The 20251-nt window shown below is 71.8% G+C and carries 14 protein-coding genes and 1 pseudogene; 7 read left to right on the plus strand and 8 right to left on the minus strand.

All coding sequences use genetic code 11. The annotated features are described in order from the left end of the window. Window positions 1-17 precede the first annotated feature (17 nt). Together ACFY1L_RS41045 and ACFY1L_RS41050 are read right to left on the minus strand one after the other, a co-directional pair. Window positions 18-752, minus strand: a complete 735-nt coding sequence (locus ACFY1L_RS41045; protein ID WP_388836686.1) for a DUF4232 domain-containing protein — start codon at window positions 750-752, stop codon at window positions 18-20. 475 nt (window positions 753-1227) lie between these two features. Next, window positions 1228-2088: a DUF1963 domain-containing protein gene (locus tag ACFY1L_RS41050; RefSeq protein ID WP_388836689.1), complete on the minus strand. Its 861-nt coding sequence runs from the start codon at window positions 2086-2088 to the stop codon at window positions 1228-1230. A gap of 518 nt (window positions 2089-2606) precedes the next feature. On the opposite strand from ACFY1L_RS41050, the gene ACFY1L_RS41055 reads away from it, so the two are divergent. Next, entirely contained in the window at window positions 2607-3791 is a 1185-nt protein-coding gene (locus ACFY1L_RS41055; protein ID WP_388836692.1) for a type III polyketide synthase, read from the plus strand. A gap of 5 nt (window positions 3792-3796) precedes the next feature. Here ACFY1L_RS41055 and ACFY1L_RS41060 read toward each other — a convergent pair whose 3' ends face one another. From ACFY1L_RS41060 to ACFY1L_RS41085, 6 genes are all read right to left on the minus strand, one after another. Next, complete coding sequence (locus ACFY1L_RS41060) at window positions 3797-5959, minus strand: SpoIIE family protein phosphatase (protein WP_388836695.1); 2163 nt, start codon at window positions 5957-5959, stop codon at window positions 3797-3799. A 97-nt stretch (window positions 5960-6056) separates the two neighbouring features. Next, a complete protein-coding gene (locus ACFY1L_RS41065; protein ID WP_388836698.1) occupies window positions 6057-7613 on the minus strand; it encodes an FAD-dependent monooxygenase in 1557 nt (518 codons plus the stop codon). Next, window positions 7610-8635: a methyltransferase gene (locus tag ACFY1L_RS41070; protein WP_388836702.1), complete on the minus strand. Its 1026-nt coding sequence runs from the start codon at window positions 8633-8635 to the stop codon at window positions 7610-7612. The genes ACFY1L_RS41065 and ACFY1L_RS41070 overlap by 4 nt, the downstream gene beginning before the upstream one ends. Further along, a complete protein-coding gene (locus ACFY1L_RS41075; protein WP_388836705.1) occupies window positions 8625-9572 on the minus strand; it encodes an NAD-dependent epimerase/dehydratase family protein in 948 nt (315 codons plus the stop codon). Before ACFY1L_RS41075 ends, ACFY1L_RS41070 begins: the two co-directional genes overlap by 11 nt. Next, window positions 9566-12322 (minus strand): AMP-binding protein, encoded by a 2757-nt coding sequence (locus ACFY1L_RS41080; protein WP_388836708.1) that lies wholly within the window; start codon window positions 12320-12322, stop codon window positions 9566-9568. Before ACFY1L_RS41080 ends, ACFY1L_RS41075 begins: the two co-directional genes overlap by 7 nt. Before the next feature lie 28 nt (window positions 12323-12350). Further along, a complete protein-coding gene (locus tag ACFY1L_RS41085) occupies window positions 12351-13298 on the minus strand; it encodes an ACP S-malonyltransferase (RefSeq protein ID WP_388836711.1) in 948 nt (315 codons plus the stop codon). 299 nt (window positions 13299-13597) lie between these two features. Between ACFY1L_RS41085 and ACFY1L_RS41090 the strand changes: the two genes are divergently transcribed. From ACFY1L_RS41090 to ACFY1L_RS41115, 6 genes and pseudogenes are all read left to right on the plus strand, one after another. After that, window positions 13598-15142, plus strand: a complete 1545-nt coding sequence (locus tag ACFY1L_RS41090; RefSeq protein WP_388837041.1) for an acyl-CoA carboxylase subunit beta — start codon at window positions 13598-13600, stop codon at window positions 15140-15142. Then, window positions 15139-15342 (plus strand): acyl-CoA carboxylase subunit epsilon, encoded by a 204-nt coding sequence (locus ACFY1L_RS41095; RefSeq protein WP_388836714.1) that lies wholly within the window; start codon window positions 15139-15141, stop codon window positions 15340-15342. The genes ACFY1L_RS41090 and ACFY1L_RS41095 overlap by 4 nt, the downstream gene beginning before the upstream one ends. A 73-nt stretch (window positions 15343-15415) precedes the next feature. Further along, window positions 15416-16465: an AfsA-related hotdog domain-containing protein gene (locus tag ACFY1L_RS41100; protein WP_388836717.1), complete on the plus strand. Its 1050-nt coding sequence runs from the start codon at window positions 15416-15418 to the stop codon at window positions 16463-16465. After that, window positions 16462-17496 (plus strand): 3-oxoacyl-ACP synthase, encoded by a 1035-nt coding sequence (locus ACFY1L_RS41105; RefSeq protein ID WP_388836720.1) that lies wholly within the window; start codon window positions 16462-16464, stop codon window positions 17494-17496. Before ACFY1L_RS41100 ends, ACFY1L_RS41105 begins: the two co-directional genes overlap by 4 nt. 49 nt (window positions 17497-17545) lie before the next feature. Continuing rightward, window positions 17546-19234 carry an FAD-dependent monooxygenase gene (locus ACFY1L_RS41110; RefSeq protein ID WP_388836724.1) on the plus strand — a complete coding sequence of 563 codons (1689 nt, stop codon included), beginning with the start codon at window positions 17546-17548 and terminating at the stop codon, window positions 19232-19234. Continuing rightward, window positions 19231-20226: pseudogene (locus ACFY1L_RS41115) on the plus strand (beta-ketoacyl-ACP synthase III); the annotation flags it as partial. The gene ACFY1L_RS41110 and the pseudogene ACFY1L_RS41115, both read left to right, overlap by 4 nt. Window positions 20227-20251: the final 25 nt, after the last annotated feature.

The following is a 20251-nucleotide window of genomic DNA, read 5'->3' on the forward strand; positions in this document are numbered from 1 at the left end:
GAACGGGCGCTCAGATGTCACCAGTTGGTGGCGTCGCTCATCGACTGCTGCCAGTACGTGACCTTGATCGAGTCGTCGATGTAGGCGCCCTTGGCGGGCAGCGGCGGGTGGGCGGCGGCGCCGACGTTCCCGCTCATGGAGCGGCCGTAGAAGTAGACGGTCAGGGACTTCGCGGTACGGCCGTTCGTGCTGCTGCCGTCGGTGGCGGACAGGCTGATGGCCGCGTAACCGGACTGGCCCGGCTCGAGCGTGACGACTGCCTGCGGCTGTGAGTCCTCGATGACCGGAGGCTCGGACTGGGCGTCGGTGAACTGGACGCTCGGGTAGCCGTAGAGGAAGCAGGCTTTGCTGCCGGTGTTGGTCACCGTGAGCAGCATGTGGTTCACGGGGCGGTTCAGCGGGGCCGCGACCGTCTTGGTGTTGGACCCCTCACAGGTGACCGGCTTGCCTGCCGAGCCGGGCGCCTTCGACGCGGACGCGCCGGCGGCGGGCTTCGAACCCGCGGTGGTGGACCCGGCGGTGGACTTGCCGCCGGTCGAGCCCGTCGAGCCCGTGGAGCCGGTCGAAGCCGTGGAGTTGGAGTCCGCGTCCGACGAGGCCGCACCGGACGAAGGGCTCGTGGAGGTGGTCGCCGCTGCGCCCTCGTCGTGGGCGCCCGTTCCGTCGTTGCAGGCGGTCAGGGAGAGCGCGGCGAGAACGGCGGTCACGGCGGCGGCTGCGAGACGGGTGCGGGAAGTACGGAGATCGGACATGTTGCTGTGCCCCTTCGGTGCTCTGGTGGCGGTGGTGATCGGATGACCGAAGCTTGGGAGGTGATCCGTCCCAACTGCCACGCCCAGCGGGGTATTGGGGACGCTGGAACGCCGAAATGCACTCTGACCAGGGAGAACACAGTCACCCTGGAACGAGGGAATGGGATGCGGGGACTGCGTGGAACGGGTGTCAGGGGCCGCGGGGAATGAGGAAACCAAGACGTTCGCACAGCTGTTGCGGGACTCCAGGGACCACTCGGGACTGACTACGGAGCCCTTGCCTCGACGAGCCCCGGCCGGCACGCGCCAGCGGGCCGCAGGGCGGGAAGCAACACCTTGATTCCCTGTCGGCCTGGGCCATCGGCGCGGTGAACACCCACTCCCCGATGCCGTCGAGGCCCACATCCGCAGCCGGTTGTGGACGCCTCGCCAGTTGCCGTACCTCTCCGGCAGTACGAAATGCCCAGGGAACGGGTCAGGGGTTCCAGTAGACGCTGGTGAACGCGCGGTCGAAGCGCCGCGCGGCCAGGTCCTCGCGCTGGATCACCCAGTGGACGGTGGCACTCTCCCAGCCTTGCACGTCCATGCCGGCCACCCAGTCGGCCAGGAGTACCCAGTCCGAGACGTCACCCGAAACCGGTCCGTCCCCCCAGCCTGCTTCCGCGGCTTTCACCGCGCTGTCCACGGCGTGGGCGACCGGGTCGTTGTCGATGGCCTCCTCATCGGCGTATCCCCCGATCTGCAGCGGCCCCTCGGGGGCGATGTCCGCACGGGTGCTCTCCCAGACCGCGACGAGTTCCTCGGAGCGGGGATGCCCGGGATGCGGCCCGCCCCACGGCATGCCGGGCTGTATGACCGACTTGTGGCAGGGCAGCGACACATTGGCCGTCGCCTGCAGCGGGCCCTGCGGGAACTCCTCGAACATCGCCTCGTCGTCATCCGAGTCGAAGGAATTCCAGGCGTGCTTGTCCCGTTCGGCCACGGCCGTGCCGACAGGGACGTACACCACGCTGCCCATGGTCTCGTCATCGCGTTCGGTCTCGGGGAAGGCGAAGAGCAGCAGCCGGCCGTCGGGAGGCAGAGGCAGGTCCGTCGCGTCGGCGGGCAGGGCCGCGAGGTCGATGGAGGCGACGAAGGGGTGGGCGGGGTCCGGGGTGTCTGCCGGAAGCAGGAGCGGACCGCCGAATCGGCCCACGACCGGCCCGTCCCCGCCCCGCGTCAGCGTCGCACAGGGGCGGGCGGTGGCCAGCCATCGCTCTACGTCTTCGGCCGGTATGCCCCGCGCAATCGCCTTGTCACGGAAGGGACTTAACCGGTCCCGCAGCTCAGGAGTCATGCGCACACCGTAAGGGGAGGCACCGACACAGCCACTTCGAAGCCGCGGCGGGCAGCCGAAGCCGCCTGATGCTCAACAACGGTGCGATCCTGCGCTCCCGGGCGCCATACCAGAGCACGTACGCCCAGGTCAGAACCCGCGATGCCTCCCTTGCTGTTGGCCGTCAAACGGCAGCCGACACTCTCAGGGATACGGACATATCGGGCTAACTTCATGTATCGGATGTACCGCTCCTCGAGAGAGCGCTTGCCTCCTTCGGACTCCGGACTGACGGCACGTCGGGCAGGCGCGACACCGCGCCGGGCCCTGTCCAGCAGTGTGCGCCGTGTCACGAATTGCAAAACCTCCCAAGTTGCCCAGGTCACAGCGCAAATGCCCATTTGGCGTCCATGCTCGAAACGGATTCAGAAGCCCGAAGTGGAGCGCACCGCCATCGACTTGGATGCGCCGTGCCGAAGTGGCCCATGCCACAGCGTTCGTGACGTTCTTCCTCTTTTCCCTGCAGAAAGGTGCCAATCATGGCCGCTTACCTGTGCCCGCCTGCCGTGATACACGGCGAGCACGCCGTGAAGACCAGCCAGATCGTGGACGAGGTGCGCGGCCGGCACCCGCACGCGGCGTGGGCGCCGCGGATCGACGGCATCGCGGCCAGTACCGGCATCGAAACCCGCGGGTGGATGCTGCCGCTGGAGACCGCCGTCGCGCCCGGCAACGGGAGCGCCCTGCCGGCTGCCGGCGTCGGGCCGGCCCGGGAGGCGCTGGCCGGCGACGGGTTCACCGAACAGGACGTGGATCGTGTGATCGCCGCCCTTGAGTCGATACCCGCGCCGCAGACCGTCCAGGAGCGGACCGCGCCGGCCTGGGAGGCCGTGCAGTCCTGTGGCGAGCGTGCGGCGCGCGGGGCCCTGCAGATCGCCGGGCTGGACGCCGCGGACGTCGACTGCCTGATCACCAGTAACTCCACCACCCCGGCGCTGCCGGGGCTGGACGTCGCCCTGGCCAACAAGCTCCCGCTCCGGGGCGACGTGCTGCTGCTGCCGGCCACGCAGTGGGCCTGCATCGCCGGAACCCGCTCCCTGGCGCTGGCGGCGGATCTCGTGGCCGCGGACCCCGACCGGGTGGTCCTGGTCGTGATCGCGGAGGCGCTGAGCACGACGTACCAGCCCGCGGACGACACTCTGGAGTCCCTGATCGTCCGGTTGCTGTTCGCGGACACCGCCGTCGCCACGGTGGTCACGGGCCGCCCGAGGCCCGAGTCGGTGCTGCGGCTGGACGCCTCCTGGAACCACACCCTGCCCGGCACGCAGGACCTGCACCGCCTGGAGACACGGGAGGACGGCACCCACTTCGTGATGGACCGGCGCGGGCCGCGCGCCGTGCAGGAGACGGTCACCGCGATGTGGGAGTGGCTACGCCTCCGCTACCAGGACGACCCCGACTCCTGGCACCCCGACGTCCTGCTCGCGCACCCCGGCGGGACGCGGGTGCTGGAGTACATGGAGCAGACGATGCCCGACGGGTGGCCGTCGGGGCTGCTGGACTACAGCCGGGACAGCTACACCAGCGGCAACCGCGGCGGCGCCGCCGTGTTCGACATCATGCGGAGGGCGTACGACGCCGGGCAGGAACCGGGCAGTCGTGCCGTCCTGTACGCGGCGGCCCCGGGCCTCACGGCCACCGCCCTGGAAGGCGAGTGGCTGTAGCCGCGTCACCTCTCGACCGCCGCCCAGACCACCTTGCCGGTGTCCGTCCAGCGCACCCCCCACCGGGTGGTGAGTCCATGCACGACGTGCAGGCCACGGCCACCGTCGTCGAGGAGCCCGCCCCGGCCCAGCCGCGGCCTGCCGTTGCCGGTGTCGCCCACCTCGCACAGCAGCCCGTGACCGGTCCTGATCAGCCGTACCGTGACGGGTCCTTCGGCGAAGCGGACCGCGTTGGCGACCAGTTCGTCGACCACCAGCAGCACTCTGTCCCGGGTGTCGTCTCTGATGCGCCATTGCCCCAGCAGCTCGGAGACCAGCATGCGGGCCCGGGCGGCCGCGTCGCCGCGGGCGGGCAGCCGCCAGGTCGCGGTGTCCCCCTTGCGGTAGCCGATCATGCGCGCGAGCAGCAGGGTCACGTCGTCGCGCCGGCGCACCGGCGCCAGCGTGGAGACCAGACGCCGCGCGGCCTGTTGCAGGGCATCCCAGGGGTGCACCGTGGACACGGCGTCCGCCAGCCTGTCGATGCCCTCGTCGATCGACAGGGCGGGATCCTCCACCAGGCCGTCGGTGTAGAGGGCGAGCAGCGAACCCGGGGGTGCGGCGAACGTGTACACGTCGTACGGCTCCCGCAGCGCGAACTCGGCGCCCAGCCCGGGGTGGGGGCGTACCGCGACCGGGCCGGCGTGTCCGTCCGGGAGCATCAGGACCGGGGGGAGGTGGCCGGCGCTGGCCAGCGCCACGTGGTGGCTGACCGGGTCGTAGACGGCGATGCAACAGGTCGACCCGAGCGCGCTGTAACCGGCCGCCAGCCCGGACTCCGCGTCGTCCAGCAGCGACACGGTCTCGTCCAGGTGCTCCAGCACCTCGTCGGGCGCCAGCCCCGCCGACAGCAGCGCGCGGGCCTCCATGCTCAGCTGTCCCATGGTCGCCGCGGCTCCCAGGCCGTGCCCGACGACGTCACCGACCACCAGCGCGGTACGGCCGTCCGGCAGCGGAAAACTGTTCACCCAGTCACCGCCGACGCCCGCGCTGTCCGGGGTGGCGGGCTGGTAGACGCTGGCCGTCTCGATGGTGTCGCCGCCGGACCGGGGCAGCAGCCGGCGCTGCAACGCCAGCACCTGCGTGTGCTCGCGATGGTGCTGACGGGCCAGGTCGACGTGATGGGAGGTCCTGGCCACCAGCTCCTGCAGGTCGAACAGCTCACTGTCCTCGAAGGGGCGGTCCGCCCGCCGCCAGACCTCCGCCACACCCAGCACGACGGGCGGCGCGCCGTCCAGGACCAGCGGTATGCACGCCACGCCCGCCGCCTGGTCACCGGGCACCAGTGCACGTACCAGCCGCGGACTGCCGAGTACCCGCTCGATCGCTTCCCGGTCGGGTATGACGATGGCCTGCGCGGCGTCGTCACGCCGTATCGCCTGCGACAGCAGGCGACTCGCGTCGCTGGGAAGATCGGCGCCCGGAGTCAGGTAGCCGTCGGGCCACGCCCGGTCCGGCACCAGGGCCGCCCGCCGCAGATGGATGCGCCCCTGTGGCTGCTCGGTGAGCACCTCGCCCGTCCACACGGCGAAGTCGAGGTCGATGGCGGTCACGTCTCCCCAGGCCAGCAGGGACTCCGCCAGCGACTGCGCGGTCTCGCCGATGTCCAACGAGGTGCCGATCGCGGTCTCGGCGGCGTACAGGTGCAGCCTCCTGGCCATGGCGATCAGAGAGACGGTCAGGCCCTCCTGAGGCGCCGCGGCGGCCAGGATGCTCATCGAGACCACCAGTTCCGACCCGTCGCTGCGCCGCAGGCGCTGGACCCGGGCGACGTGCGGCTCACCGGTCTCGAGGACCTGCCGCAACCGCCGGGTGACCGTCGGTACGTCCCAGGGAGGCAGAAGATCGACGAGCGGGCTCCCGGTCACGGCCTCCACCCCCGCGAAAACGGGGGCGTCCAGATTGCTGCGGGTGATTCTCAGATCACGGTCCAGGTTGACCGCGCCGAGGATCTGCTCCTGACGTCCGGGGGTCGGATCGGCGTGTACGCGTTGGTGGGCGGCGCTGTCGTCCGGCGGGTCGGCAGAACCTGCGGCCGCTGCCGCTCCGCCGCGTGGCATGTACTTCCCCAAAGCGCTGCTGACCATGTCGAACGGCGACGCAGACGAGGGGGAGGGGGTGGAGTCCATGCGGCTCTCTCAGCTCGCTCGCCAACCCCGACACAGCGCCGGGGCCGTACCAGAACCCGGGCGACAGGGCCCCGAAATTCCTGACCGCACACCTCATTCAATAACACCCGGAGCCGCTTCGCCTACACCAGCGGATCGCACAGTGAGCACGGAAAGTGATGGACGGCGAGGTTCCTGCCTCGGCGACACAGGTTCGGCGGTCCGGGTCGGTGCTTCGGTGTGCTGCCACCGGCCAGCGTTCCAGCGCCGCGTGCAGTTGTCCGGGGTGCGGGGTGTCGGCGGCCCAGGCGATGTGGCCGTCCGGGCGGATCAGGAGGGTGGTGCGCAGGGGGCCGGAGGGGGCGGCCACTCGCAGCCGGTCCGTCTCAGGTACCGGGTGACCTCTGGTGATCAGGACGAAACGGCCGTCGCGCAGCACCTCGTACAGCCGCTGCCCGCCCGCGATCCGCAGGTCGGGCGCCCGGCGGCCGGTGAGGCGGTGGCTGCCGGGCGGGGACGGGTAGGCGATGCCGATGCCGGAGAGGAGGCGCTCTCCCGCGCCGGTGAGCGAGTTCGCCAGGGAGAGCAGGGGCAGGGCGGTCTCCCGGAGATGTCGGACGAGGCCGCTGCGCGGGGTGTTCAGCACTCCTCGGGTGATCGCCCCGGAGACCCGCAGCGCCTGCTTCCCCACGGGGCGGCGCTCCCCCTCGTAGGAGTCGAGCAGTGGCTCTCCGGCCCGGCCCTGCACGACCGCGGCCAGCTTCCAGCCCAGGTTGGCGGCGTCCTGCAGCCCCGTGTTCATCCCCATGCCTCCGGCGGGCGAGTGCACGTGCGCGGCGTCGCCCGCCAGCAGCACCCGGCCCGCGCGGTAGCGCACGGCCTGCCGCTCGTCGCTGTGGAAGCGCGAGATCCAGCGCGGGTCGTGCATGCCGTGGTCGGAGCCGAGGACGCGGCGGAGCAGGCCGGACAGCTCCTCCGGGGCCACCGGTGCGTCGTCGGGGCGGTCGTCGCCGGCGATCCTGCCGATCGCCCGGTACCAGCCGTCGCCGAAGGGGACGAGAGAGGCGAAGCCGTACTCGTTGGAGTTGGTGGTGACCGCATCGACGGGCACATCCCTGAGCCGGACGTCGGCCAGCATCACCGACCGCACCACCGAGCGGCCGGGGAAGCCGATCCCGGTCAGCCGCCGCACGGCGCTGCGCACGCCGTCGCATCCGACCACGTACGAGGCGTCGAAGGTGCCCTTGGCCGCCGTCTCCACGGCGACGCCGTCGGCCCGCTGCCCCAGCGCCACGACCTCGGCGCCCCGCACGATCCGCGCTCCGGCGGCGAGCGCGCGCCGTTCCAGCAGTTCCTCGACGTGGTACTGCGGAGTGATCAGCACGAAGGGGAACCGGGTGCGCAGCCGGTGCAGACGCAGTTCGATCCTGCCGAACAGCCCCACCACGGGAGCCGTCCTGCCGAGGGCGACCAGTTCGTCGGCGAGGCCGCGCGCGTCCAGTACCTCCAGGGTGCGGGCGTGCACCGCGAAGGCACGGGTCATGCCGGGGTCGGCGGCACGCTCCCGCCGCTCCAGGAGGGTGACCCGCACCCCTGCCGCGGCCAGGTCCCCGGCCAGCAGCAGGCCGGTGGGCCCGGCCCCCACCACCAGGACGTCGGTGTCGTCGGTCGTCATGGCGTCGTCGCTTCGATCATGTGCTGGTACGAGTTGACCGGCCGTACGTCCCGGACGACGAGGCCCGCCCGCTCCACGAGCGCGAGCAGGCCCTCCCGGGTGTGCTTGCGCCCGCCGACGGTGAGCAGCATCCGCAGATCCATCGCGGTGCTGAACCGCTGCCCCGGGCCGTCGTCGACGAGGTTCTCCACGATGACCACCCGGGCTCCGGCGCGGGCCGTCCGCACTACGTTGCCGAGCACGACGGCGGCGTCCTCGTCGTTCATCCCCAGGATGTTTTTGAAGACGTACACGTCGACGTCGGCCGGGACCTCCACGCGGCAGTCGCCGGCCATCAGCCGTACCCGGTCGGCGAGTTCACCGCCCTCGCGCAGCCGGGCGTCGGCGCCCGCGACCACGTCGGGTCGGTCGAACAGGATCCCCCGTACGCCGGGGTGGCGCTCCAGCAGCGAGGCGAGCAGGAAGCCCTGTCCGCCGCCGATGTCGGCGACGGTCCGCGCACCGGACAGTGGCAGGACGCTCGCGACGGCCGCGGCGGACTGCCTGCTGGCCTGGGTCATCGCGCGGTCGAACACCGCCGCCGACTGAGGCCAGACCGTGTGCACGTGCTCGAAGAACTCTCCGCCGTACGTGTCGGCGAACACGTCCTTCCCGGTGCGCACCGACTCGTCGAGACGGCCCCACAGCTCCCAGGTCCACGGTTCGGTCAGCCACAGCACCAGCTGGTCGAGCCGGTCCGGGGCGTCCTCGCGCAGCAGTCGCGACAGCTCCGTGTGGACGAACCGGCCCTCGGAGGTCTCGGCGAAGACCCCGTGGCCGGTGAGCGAGCGCAGCAGTCGCCGCAGCGCGTCCGGGTCGGCGTCGACCGCCACGGCGAGGCTGTCCGCCTTGGCCGGGGTGTCGCCGAGGACATCGGCCAGGCCGAGTTTCACGGCCGCGCGCAGCGAGGCGGCACAGCCGGCGCTCAGCGAGCGTTCCAGCAGCCCCAGCACCTGCGGTTCGGTGGACGTTTCACTGGTCACGGTGGGAGACCTCTCTGCCGGGGCGGATTTCGACGGTGCCGGGAAAGTGCGCCTCCAGGGCCTGCCGGACCCCGTCGCGCCAGGACGTTCCGCAGGCGCCGGCGATGCCCCTGCGGCGGGTGCCGTCGAACGCGACGACGGCGCGGGTGACGTCGCTCGGCACGAAGTCGACCGGCACGCCAGTCAGTTCGGAGACGTACGTCATGAGGTCGCGCACGCCGACGACCTCGTCCCCTCCCCAGTTCACGACGGTCGCGGGGGTCCGAGCCGCGGCCCACAGCCGGGGCACGTGCCGCGCGATGTCGTCGGTGTGGATCGGGGAGCAGTAGTGCTGTTCCTCGTGGGGTACGGCGATGGGTTTCCCGGCGAGCATCTGCCGGTGCAGGATCACCGGGAGCCCGCCGTGCCCGTGGGGGCCGTAGGCGACGTTGAGCCGGGCGACGGTGGTGGGCAGGCCGAGCGTCACGGCGAGAGCACGCACGGCGCCCTCGGTGGCCAGCTTGCCGACCGGGTACGTCGGCAGCCATGCCGACACGGTGCCCAGCGGGTCGTCCTCGGTGTACAGGTGATCCGGTGCCTGTGGCGCGTAGACCGCGCTGGTGGAGACGAACAGGAAGGCTTCGGCGCTGCGGCAGTGGGTCATCAGACGGCCCGTGGCGACGGAGTTCACCGCCACGACTTCCTCGAAGTCACTGCCGCCGCGCTCGACCGCCGCGTGCAGCACATGCGTGAAGTCGTCGGGAAGACCGTCGAGTTCGTCCACGGCCATGTCCCAGCGCCATGTCCGTATGCCCCGGTCCTTCAGCCGCCGCTCCGCCTCCGGGTCCGAGAAGCGGCCGGGGCACCACACCTCGTTGTGCTCCGCGAGTCTCTCGGCCGCGGTGCGCGCCACCAGGCCGGTCGCCCCGGTGATCAGGATCTTCTTCCCGGCTAGCACTGGGGTGCACCGCCTGCTCCCAGCGCCCGGCCGAGCTCCGCCCTCAGAACGGACTGGAAGGCGGCCACATGCTTGGGTCCCATGAGGGTGTAGTGCTCGCCGGGCACCTCGAGGTACCGGGGTGTCTCGCGGGTGAAGTCCGCCCAGCGGCTGAGTTCGTCGTCCAGCCAGTCCTGCTTGCTGCCGCGCAGCGGGACGGCGTAGAAGACACTCATCCGGGCGACCGTGCCGGAGGGCCGGTAGGTCCGGCCGAGTCCCGTCAGACCGTCGGCGAGGTCCGCCCATGCGGTGAACCGGTCGAGATCCAGGTCGAGTTCGGCGAGCCGGTCCGGGGCGGCGAGGGCGATCAGACGGGCGAGCTGCTCCTGCTTGCTCAGCGGGCGCAGCTCGGCCGGCAGCGTCTTCGCCTGCTGCTCGGAGACCAGGTCGAGGAACATCGCCAGGTTGACCGCGGTCTCGACGAAGTCGAGTTCGTCCATGCGGTACTTGATGTGCGGGGGCAGGTTGAAGCTGCCGAGGAAGTCCACCCGCTCGCCCTCCGCCTCCAGCAGCCTGGCCACCTCGAAGGCCACCGCCGCGCCGAAGGAGTACCCGGCGATCGCGTAGGGACCGTGCGGCTGCCGGCAGCGGATCGCGTCCGCGTAGGTGCGCGCCATCTCCGCGAAGCTCTCGAACGGCTTCTCTCCCGGGTTGAACCCGCGCGCCCGAAGGGCGTAGAAGGGCCGCTCGTGCACGAAGTACTTGGCCAGGTTCACGAAGACGAGCACCTCGCCGACCCCGGGGTGGACACAGAAGAGCGGCGTCCCGTCCCCGCTGGTCTGCAGCGGAACGACCGGATCGTAGGGGGCGTTCTCGCCGCTTCGGCCCGCCTCGACGCGTGCGGCCAGTTCGCGGACGCTGGGTGAGGTGAGGATCGCGAGCACCGGCAGGTCGGCGCCGGGGAAGCGCTGGGCGACCAGGCTCTTGAGGCGCAGGATGTCCAGTGAGGTCCCGCCCAGGTCGAAGAAGCTCGCGGTGGCACTGATCGTGGACGGTTCGGCGTCGAAGAGCTCGCCGTACAGTTCCGCGAGCGTCTCCTCCATGGGGCCGACCGGCTCGACATGGCCCCCGAGTTGACGGCTGATCAGCTCCCGGACTGAGTTCACGTGCCCGGCGTAGTCACCGGCCTCCAGCCGGCGTCGCATCAGCGCTCGCGGGATCTTGCCCAGACTCGTCTTCGGGAAGGCGTCCTTGGGCAGCGGCAGCAGCAGCGCCGGGCGGAACCCCCAGTGCAGTACGACGCTGTTCCTGACCGCGACGATCAGGCGGTGGAGCGCCGCCTCGTCGCCGGCCACGTCGGGGGTGACGGCGAACACGACCGCGAGCTGCTCGGTGTCGCCGCCCCGCGGGCGCGTCGGGAACGCGGCGACGAAGGACTTCTCGATGCCGTCGAGTTCGCCGAGCACCGACTCGAGGTCGTGGCTGTGGTAGTTGACGCCGTTGACGATGATGCTGTCCTTGCTCCGCCCCACGAGGGTCAGCCGCTCCCCGTCGAGCCGGCCGAGGTCACCGGTGCGGAACCAGCCGTCCGCCGTGAACGCGGCCTGCGTCGCCTCCTCGTTGTTCCAGTACCCGCCCGTGATCATCGGCCCCGTGAGCTGCACCTCGCCGACCTCGCCGTCCTGAGCCGCGATCCTGATCCGCAGCCCGCGGACCGGCCGCCCGACCGAGGCGAACTCGGCGCCGTGGTCGGCGTCGGGGAACTCCCGGTTGTAGATGCTGCCGGCGCAGGTCTCGGTCATCCCGAACGCGGGCCACAGGGCCCCGCGGTGCAGTCCGTACCGGGCCAGCCGGTCGAGGAGACCGACGCCCGTGGCGACCGGATTCGCCTCACCGCCGGACACGATGTGCCGTACGCAGGACAGGTCCAGCGACAGGGGGTGCGACAGCTGGTCGAGGGCCTTGTTGATCAGCCCCAGCAGGAAGTTGGGGGTGAACGTCATCGTCACCCGGTGGGCGTCGATCAGCTCGAGGAAGCGCAGCGGGTCGGCCAGCACCCACTCCGGCGACACATGCAGTTGTACGGCTCCTACGGACAGCGGGAGCAGATGTGCCTCCAGCAGGGCGGCGACATGGTCGTAGGAGATCCAGTTGAGGGTGACGTCCGCCGGGGTGAGCGACTGTGTCTCCGCCTTCGCGGCCATGGACGCCAGCAGGTTTCCGTGGGTGAGCCGAACCGCCTTGGCGGTGCCGGTGGAACCGGAGGTGAGGACCAGTAGGGCGGTGTCGTCCGGAGCTGTGGGGGTCGGCTCGGCCGTGTCGGTCGCGGTCGCGGCCAGGTCTTCGATCGTGGTGACCGACAGCCCCGGGACCGCGGGCAGTTCCTCGTGTGTCCGGCCGTCGGTGACCAGGAGCGGGCCGTCGAACAGAGTGTGAGCATGGCTCAACTGCGCTGCCCAGCGCTGCGGGTCGTTGCGGACGGGGACCAGTGGGCAGACGGGGATGCCGCCGAGCAGGCAGGCCCAGAAGGCCGGGATGAATTCCTCGGGCCGCTCCAGCAGCAGTGCCACGACGCCGCCCGGGCGAACTCCCTTCCTGCGCAGGGAGCTCAGCAGGCGGAGCGACTCCTTCAACAGCTGTGGATAGGTGTGCTCCCCGGAGAGGTAGCGCACCCCGTGCTCGGGGAACTCCGCCGCCGCCCGCACCAGCAGAGCGCCCAGACCGCGTCCCTCGACCGCTTGGCCGACAGGTATCTCCTGGATCGTCGTCATGATCTCCTCCTTCGGCGTCGACGACAGGTCAGGCCGGGTGCGCGACGGGGGCCTTGAAGCGCTGGGACGGGACCTGTGGCAGGGCGCGCCGCGCCAGGCCGGCGAGGGTGGCGCCGGGACCGATGTCCAGGAACGCGGTGGCGTCCAGCTCCTCGTGCAGGACGCGCAGGGTGTCCGCCCAGCGGACCGGACTGACCAGCTGGCGGGCGCACAGGTCGCGCCAGTGGCCGCCGCCGTGGTGGGCGCGGGCGTCGACGTTGGCCACCACGGGGATCGCCCCGGTCGCGAAGCCCGTCAGTTCCAGGGCCCGGCGCAGGGCCGCGCCGGCGGGCTCCATGTAGGGGCTGTGGCAGGCGGCGGTGACCGGCAGGACGCTGTAGCGCAGGCCGGCCGCGGCCGCTCGGGCGGCGGTGGTCTCCACGGCCGTACGACTGCCGGCGACCACCGTCTGCTGGGGGCTGTTGTGGTTGGCCACCCACAGCTCGCCGCCGTCCCGGCGAGCCTCCTCCACCAGGGCCGTGACCTGCTCAGGGTCGCCGCCCATCACGGCGGCCATCGCTCCGGGCCGCCCGCGGGCCGCCTCGGCCATGGCCCGGCCCCGCTCGCCCACCAGCCAGGCGCCGTCGGTCACCGACAGCACCCCGGCGGCCACCAGCGCCGAGTACTCGCCGAGGCTGTGCCCGGCGGCGGCCACCACCTGCGCGGAGGGTTCGTGCCGGTGGAACTCCGACCAGGCCAGCAGGGACGCGGTGAACACCGAGATCTGGGCGTGGTCGGTGCGGGACAGGGTCTCCTGGTCCGCCGTCAGCAACAGCTCGGCGACGTCGAAGCCGGAGGCCCGGGAGACGGATTCGACCAACTCCCAGGACGGTGTGTCCCGCCAAGGCTCGCCCATACCGGGGCGCTGCACCCCCTGACCGGGGAACAGGACGGCGTACCGCGGCTCGGCGGTGGACCCGTGAACGTGCGCGACCATGATCTGCCCTCTCGAGATTCCGACGACGGTCGGGAACATCGTCCGAGGGAGCCGCTCAAGTTCCGGACTGCATTTCCCTCATACCGCGGCCTGCCTTTCACTCAAGGCCCGGAAAAGAATTCGGCGGCTTTTTCACGGCTTGAGTCAGGCATTGCCCAGGGCCCCGAACCCTTCTTCCGGGCGGCCTCGGTCCAGAGGGCGTCCGGATGGGAGGACAAGGCATGACCACCGTGGTCGAAAACCCCGTGGCACAAAGCCCGGTGCCACCTGCCGAGTCGGAGCCCGAGCGTCCCGACAGCATGCATGTGCGCGTGGAGGAGCTGCGGCGGCTGCGCGCCGAGGTGCACGCGGGTCCCGGACGGCGGGCCACCGAGGCACAGCACGCACGTGGCAAGCTCACCGCCCGCGAGCGCATCGAACTCCTGCTGGACGAGGGGTCGTTCACCGAGCTGGAGCCGCTGCGCCGGCACCGCGCGACCGGCTTCGGCCTGGAGCACAAGAGGCCGCACACCGACGGCGTCGTCACCGGCTGGGGCACCGTCGACGGCCGTCAGGTCTTCGTCTACGCGCACGACTTCCGCATCTTCGGCGGAGCGCTCGGCGAGTCCCACGCGGCGAAGATCCACAAGCTGATGGACCTCGCGGAGGCGTCCGGCGCCCCGCTGGTGAGCCTCTGCGACGGCGCCGGCGCCCGCATCCAGGAAGGGGTGACCGCGCTCGCCGGATACGGCGGCATCTTCAGCCGCAACGCGCGTGCCTCGGGCGTCATCCCGCAGATCAGCGTGATCCTCGGCCCGTGCGCGGGAGGCGCGGCCTACTCGCCGGCGCTGACCGACTTCACCTTCATGGTCCGGGGCGTGGCCCAGATGTTCATCACCGGCCCGGACGTCGTGCGGGCGGTCACCGGCGAGCAGGTGAGCATGGACGAGCTGGGCGGCGCCGACGTGCACGCGTCGGTGTCCGGGGTGGCCGCGTTCGCCTACGACGACGAGGCGACCTGTCTGGAGGACGTGCGCCACCTGCTGTCGTATCTGCCGTCGAACAACCGGCAGGCCCCGCCCGTGCTGCCCGGCGACGATCCGGCGGACCGCCGCACCGACCGGCTCGCCGACCTCGTCCCGGCCGACCCCTCGCGCGGCTACGACGTGCGGGAGGTCATCGAGGAGATCGTCGACCACGGCGAGTACTTCGAGACGCACCCCACCTGGGCGGTCAACGTCGTGTGCGCCCTGGCCCGGATCGACGGGCACGTGGTGGGCATCGTCGCCAACCAGCCCATCGCCAGCGCCGGAGTGCTGGACATCAAGGCCAGCGAGAAGGCCGCGCGGTTCGTCTCCCTGTGCGACGCCTTCAACATTCCGCTGGTCACCATGCTGGACGTGCCCGGCTTCCTGCCCGGCGTGGACCAGGAGCACAACGGGATCATCCGGCACGGCGCGAAGCTGCTGTACGCGTACTGCAACGCCACCGTCCCCCGCATCCAGCTGATCCTGCGCAAGGCGTACGGCGGCGCCTACATCGTCATGGACTCCCGCTCGGTCGGCGCGGACCTGTCCTTCGCCTGGCCCACCAACGAGGTGGCGGTGATGGGCGCCGAGGGGGCCGCCAACGTCGTCTTCCGCCGGCAGATCGCCGACGCCGACGACCCCGCGGCGATGCGCGCGCAGATGGTCCAGGAGTACAAGGCCGAGCTGATGCACCCGTACTACGCGGCCGAACGCGGCCTGGTCGACGACGTCGTCGAACCGGGTGAGACCCGCGCGGTGCTGGCCCGCTCGCTGGCCGTGCTGCGGACCAAGCACCGGGCGCTGCCGCAGCGCAAGCACGGGATCACCCCGCTGTGAACGCCGCCTTCCGTGTCGTACGCGGAAACCCGGATCCGGACGAACTGGCCGCTCTGGTAGCCGTGTTGACCGTACTTCACACACGCGCCGCCACCGCTGACGACGCCCCCGCGCCCACCGCCCCGCGTGCGACCTGGGACCGGGCCGGCAACGGCTACAGCAGTCCGCTCGCCTGGGTGGTCCAGCGAACAGCCCCTTGAGTTCGCTTTTAGTGAGCGCTTTGCCACCTCCCCCGACAATGAAATCACGCGAGAGAAAAGGGAATTGGATCCCATGACCTCCAACGAGAAGAAGACCTGCCTGCCTGGTGCCGCGAACCTCGAATTCATGCGCACCGTGGACCGTTCTCTGCTGCACCGCTGGGCGCTTTCCGAGGTGTTTCTCACCGACGCCCGCCAGACCGGCGAGGAGGAATATCTCGCCGCCGCCCAACTGCCCCCGCTGCACGCCTACTACACCGGGCACACCTCGCGGCTCGGCTGCCCGGACCCGATGCTGCTGCTGGAGTGCTGCCGGCAGGCCGAGACCTACGGCGGCCACGAGTACGCCGGGGTCTCGCGCAAGAGCAAGTTCCTGCTGCGGTCCTGGTCGATGGAGCTGCCGGGACTGCTCACCCTCCCGCAGCAGGAGCAGCCCGGCGAGCTGCGGATCTCGGTGCGCACCAGCAACCGCCGCGGCACTCCCGGCGATGTGCGCCGGCTGTCCTTCGGCATCGACATGAAGCTCGCCCAGCGCTGCCTCGGCTTCGTGCGCATGGACGTCGGCTACATCCCCGCCGAGGTCTACGACACGGTCCGCCTGCAGGGCCGCGGCCGGCCGCTGGTGCCGTTCAAGGACCTGCCCCGCCAGACCGCGTACGTCGACCCGCACCTGGTCGGCCGCAGCGACCCGGCGAACGTCGTCCTCAGCTCCGCCACCGTGGGCAGCGACAACGCCACCGCGACCGTACGGGTCCCGCTGGAGAACCGCAGCATGTTCGACCACGGCCAGGACCACGTGCCCGGCATGGTGCTCATGGAGGCCGCCCGCCAGCTGTGCCTGCTCGGCGTGTCCGACCTGTGGGGCGCCTCGGTCAGCCGCAGCACGGTGGCCGGCTTCGAGTTCTCCTTCACCCGCTACGCCGAGCTGGACGCCCCCACGACGGTGCACATCCGCAAGACCGAGCCGTATGCGCACGAGGACAACCTCAGCCTGATGCTTCCGGACCTCAGGACCTTCCACATCGACTTCGAGCAGGACGGCGACATCATCGCCTCCGGCCGGATGCACACCACCACGGCGTCGACGGGCGTCCCGCTGCTCGACGGCGAGGAGTGCGTATGACCTCCGACGGCATATGGCTCGCACCCGCCGAGTGGCTGCCGCCCACCACCGAGAAGAGGGCGGACGCGCTGGCCGCCGGCCGGGTGACCACCGACGAGGCGGACGCGATGGGCTACGGGCAGCTGCCCGTCTCCCTCGACCTGTCCGCCCCCGAGATGGCGGTGCGTGCCGCCCGGCACGCCCTGTCCCGGGCCGGTGTCCCCGCCGGTGACCTCGCCGCCGTCCTGCACGCCTGGACGTACCACCAGGGCCACGACTTCTGGTCGCCCGCGCACTACGTGGCCGCCCGGACCGGCGCCCTGGACGCGATCCCGACCGGCGTCCAGCAGATGTGCAACGGCGCGGCGGCGGCCCTGCGCACCGCGGTGCACCAGCTCGCCGCGCGGCCCGGTGACGGCCCGGTCCTGGTGACCACCGCCGACCGTTTCGCACCGCCGGGTTTCGACCGGTGGGGCGGTGACTACGGCGTCTGGTACGGCGACGGTGCCACCGCGGCCGTCGTCGGCACCGGGCCCCTCCCCGAGGGCGCGCTCGCCCTGCACGCCCTGCACACCCGGGCGGCGCCGGAGCTGGAGAGCGCCCACCGTGACACTGGCGCCTTCCACCCGGCACCGCACACCCGCAGCGCGGCCGTGGACGTCCGCCGGACCAAGAAGGCGTTCCTCGCCGAGCACGGCAGGCCGCGCTTCCTCGATCGGCTGCGCCAAGAGACCACGGCCGTGCTGGCCGCCGCGCTGACCGAGGCGGGCATCGGCACCGGCGGGCGGCGGCTGAGCGCCGTACTGCTGCCGCGGCTCGGCCGGGCCACCGCACGGGAGGTGTACGGCCCCGCCGTCGCCGAGGTCACCGACGCGCCCCTGGCCGACCTGGGCGAGAACACCGGCCATCTCGGTGCCGGTGACCTGCTGTCCAACCTGGCCGCCCTGGCCGCGGACACCGGCCCGTACCGCCTCGCACGCGGCGGGTACGCCGCGGTGCTGAGCGCGGGCGCCGGGTTCACGTGGAGCGCGGTCGTGGTGCGACGGACCTGAACCGCCCGGGATTTCCCGCCCTGTTCCGACTTCTCCGAAAGGCACTGTCATGACGTTCCCTCAGCGCGAGGGCCCCGGTGAGCGGCGTCCCGTCCTCGTCGTGGGCGCCGGCCCCGTGGGACTCGTACTCGCCACCGAACTGCTCGCGCAGGGTGTTCCGGTCCGGCTGATCGACCACTCGGCGGCCGGCCCCGTCCAGCACTCCCGGGCCAGCGTCGTCTGGCCGCGCAGCCTGGAGCTCCTCGGCCGTATCGGCGCCTCCGAGCCGCTGATCGAGCTGGGCAACCGGCTGGACTCGGTGCAGTACTACTCCGACAAGCGGCACCTCGGCGCCATCGAGATGAGCCGGCTCGCCGACACCCCGTACCCCTTCGGCGTGGTCGTCCCGCAGGACACCACCGAGGAGGTGATCCGCACCCGGCTGGCCGCCTGCGGCGGCGAGATCGAGTTCGGCTCCCTCACCGGGCTCGACACCTCGGGACCCCGGCCGGTCGCTCAGGTGCAGCGGGCCGACGGGAGCACCGAGGAGATCGAGGCGGACTGGGTGATCGGCGCGGACGGCGCGCACAGCGCGGTGCGCCGGCTCGCCGGGATCGAGCTGCTGGGCACCGGCAACGACGTGCTGTTCGCGATCGGTGACGGTCCGGTGGCCGGCGACCTGGACCAGCACGCGCTGGTGTACTGCTACTCCCGCTCCGGTGCCCTGGGAATCGCCCCCTTCGGCGGCGGGGTGTACCGGCTCGCCATCAGCGTGCCGGACTGGCGCGAGGAGCAGGGGCCGCCGCCGGAGCTGTTCCAGCGGTTCGTCGACGAGCGTTCCCCGCGGCCCGGCATCGTCGGAGAGCTCGACTGGTCCACCATCTTCCGGGCGCGGCGCCGGGTGGCCGAGACCATGCGCGCGGGCCGGGTCTTCCTCGCGGGCGACGCCGCCCATGTGTTCAGCGCGGCCGGCGCGCAGGGCATGAACACCGGCATCCAGGACGCCGTCAACCTCGCCTGGAAGCTGGCCGGTGTGGTCAGGGGCGCCTTCGAACCGGGCATCCTCGACACCTACGACAGCGACCGCCGCCTGGCCGCGGAGCGCATCGTGCTGACCACCGCCAAGCAGACCAGCTGGGGGCTGTTCAAGCGGCGCCACGAGCTCGCCCTGCGCGATGCCACCGTACGGCTGGCCCATCGGACCGGGGTGCTGCAGCGGTTCGGCGCCCCGCTGATGGCGCAGCACGACGTCAGCTACCGGCCGGCCGAGTCCCTGCGCGACACGCTGCCGGGGCTGACCCGCAGGATCCGCGTCGGCGATCGGCTGCCGGTGTTCGCCGCGCATGCCGACCCCCAGCCGGGCGCCGAACGCTGGCCCTCGATCGACCCCGCGCGGCTGACGCTGCTGCTCTGGGCCGGCGAACGTCAGGACGCCACCTGGCTGGCCACCTGCGAGTCCGTGTCGACGGCCGCCCCCGACGGTGTACCGGTACGGGACATCTCCGCCTGGCCGGGCTTCACCCCGCTGCTCGGCACCACCCCGAGGGCCCTCGTGGTCCGCCCCGACGGCCACGTGGCGGCGATCGTCGCCCCTGAGCCGGCGGCCGTCCGTACGGCACTGCGCAGGGCGGGAAGCAGCTTCCTGGCGGGCGGCACCGTGCAGGCCCCGGAGGTACCGGACACCCCGGCCGCCCGGCTGACGGCCCTGGCGGTGCCCTCGGCCCGTACGGCCGACGAGGCCGAGGAGCTGGCCTCATGAGCCGCGCTGCTGTCCTGTGCGGTCTGGGCGGTGCGCTGCCGGAGAGGGCCGTGTCCAATGAGGAGTTGGCGGAGCAGCTGGACACCTCCGACCGGTGGATCCGTACCCGGACCGGGATCGGCCGGCGTCATGTCGTCGCCCCGGGCGAGGCCACCTCCGACCTCGCGGTGGCGGCCGGACGGGATGCGCTGGCCTCGGCCCGCTGCAGCGACGTGGACCTGGTGGTGCTGGCCACCAGTACGCCGGACCGGCCGTGCCCGGCCACCGCACCGGACGTCGCCCACCGGCTCGGGCTCGGGACGGTGCCCGCCTTCGACGTGTCCGCCGTGTGCACAGGGTTCGTGTACGCGCTGGCCGCCGCGTCCTCCATGATCACCGCGGGGGTCGCCGAACGGGCCCTGGTGATCGGCGCGGACACCTTCTCCACCATCCTCGACCCGGCCGACCGCACCACCCGGGCCATCTTCGGCGACGGAGCCGGAGCCGTGGTCCTGCGGGCGGGCGAGGCGGACGAGCCGGGCGCGCTGCTCGGCTTCGACCTGGGCAGCGACGGCTCGGGCGGCGACCTGATCACGGTGCGCGCCGGAGGCTCCCGGCAGCGCTCCGCGCCCGAACCCCCGGGCGCCGGGGACCACTTCTTCACCATGGACGGCCGTCCCGTATTCACCCAGGCCGTGCTGAACATGAGCCGTTCCTCGGGGACCCTCCTCGACCGGATCGGCTGGACTCCCGCCGAGGTGGACAAGGTCGTGGCGCACCAGGCCAACATCCGCATCCTCAATGCCGTCGGCGAGCAACTCGGCCTGGAGGAGAAGCAGATCGTGGCCAACCTGGACCGGGTCGGCAACACCGTCGCCGCCTCGATCCCGCTCGCCCTGCGCGACGCCGCCGCCGACGGCGACCTGCAGCCCGGCCACCGCGTGCTCCTCACCGGCTTCGGCGGCGGCCTCACCTGGGGCTCGGCCGCGCTGGTCTGGCCGGCCCTGGAACCGACCGACCTCACCGAGAACACCGAGA

Source organism: Streptomyces sp. NPDC001663 (assembly GCF_042893105.1).
Taxonomy (GTDB): Bacteria; Actinomycetota; Actinomycetes; order Streptomycetales; family Streptomycetaceae; genus Streptomyces.

Excerpts from the sequence above, each read along its gene's own strand:
- ACFY1L_RS41085 (WP_388836711.1), bottom strand. The coding sequence starts at position 13,298 with ATGGTCGCGCACGTTCACGGGTCCACCGCCGAGCCGCGGTACGCCGTC.
- ACFY1L_RS41050 (WP_388836689.1), bottom strand. The coding sequence starts at position 2,088 with ATGACTCCTGAGCTGCGGGACCGGTTAAGTCCCTTCCGTGACAAGGCG.
- ACFY1L_RS41090 (WP_388837041.1), top strand. The coding sequence starts at position 13,598 with ATGCATGTGCGCGTGGAGGAGCTGCGGCGGCTGCGCGCCGAGGTGCAC.
- ACFY1L_RS41060 (WP_388836695.1), bottom strand. The coding sequence starts at position 5,959 with ATGGACTCCACCCCCTCCCCCTCGTCTGCGTCGCCGTTCGACATGGTC.
- ACFY1L_RS41065 (WP_388836698.1), bottom strand. The coding sequence starts at position 7,613 with ATGACGACCGACGACACCGACGTCCTGGTGGTGGGGGCCGGGCCCACC.
- ACFY1L_RS41110 (WP_388836724.1), top strand. The coding sequence starts at position 17,546 with ATGACGTTCCCTCAGCGCGAGGGCCCCGGTGAGCGGCGTCCCGTCCTC.
- ACFY1L_RS41100 (WP_388836717.1), top strand. The coding sequence starts at position 15,416 with ATGACCTCCAACGAGAAGAAGACCTGCCTGCCTGGTGCCGCGAACCTC.
- ACFY1L_RS41045 (WP_388836686.1), bottom strand. The coding sequence starts at position 752 with ATGTCCGATCTCCGTACTTCCCGCACCCGTCTCGCAGCCGCCGCCGTG.
- ACFY1L_RS41080 (WP_388836708.1), bottom strand. The coding sequence starts at position 12,322 with ATGACGACGATCCAGGAGATACCTGTCGGCCAAGCGGTCGAGGGACGC.
- ACFY1L_RS41105 (WP_388836720.1), top strand. The coding sequence starts at position 16,462 with ATGACCTCCGACGGCATATGGCTCGCACCCGCCGAGTGGCTGCCGCCC.
- ACFY1L_RS41055 (WP_388836692.1), top strand. The coding sequence starts at position 2,607 with ATGGCCGCTTACCTGTGCCCGCCTGCCGTGATACACGGCGAGCACGCC.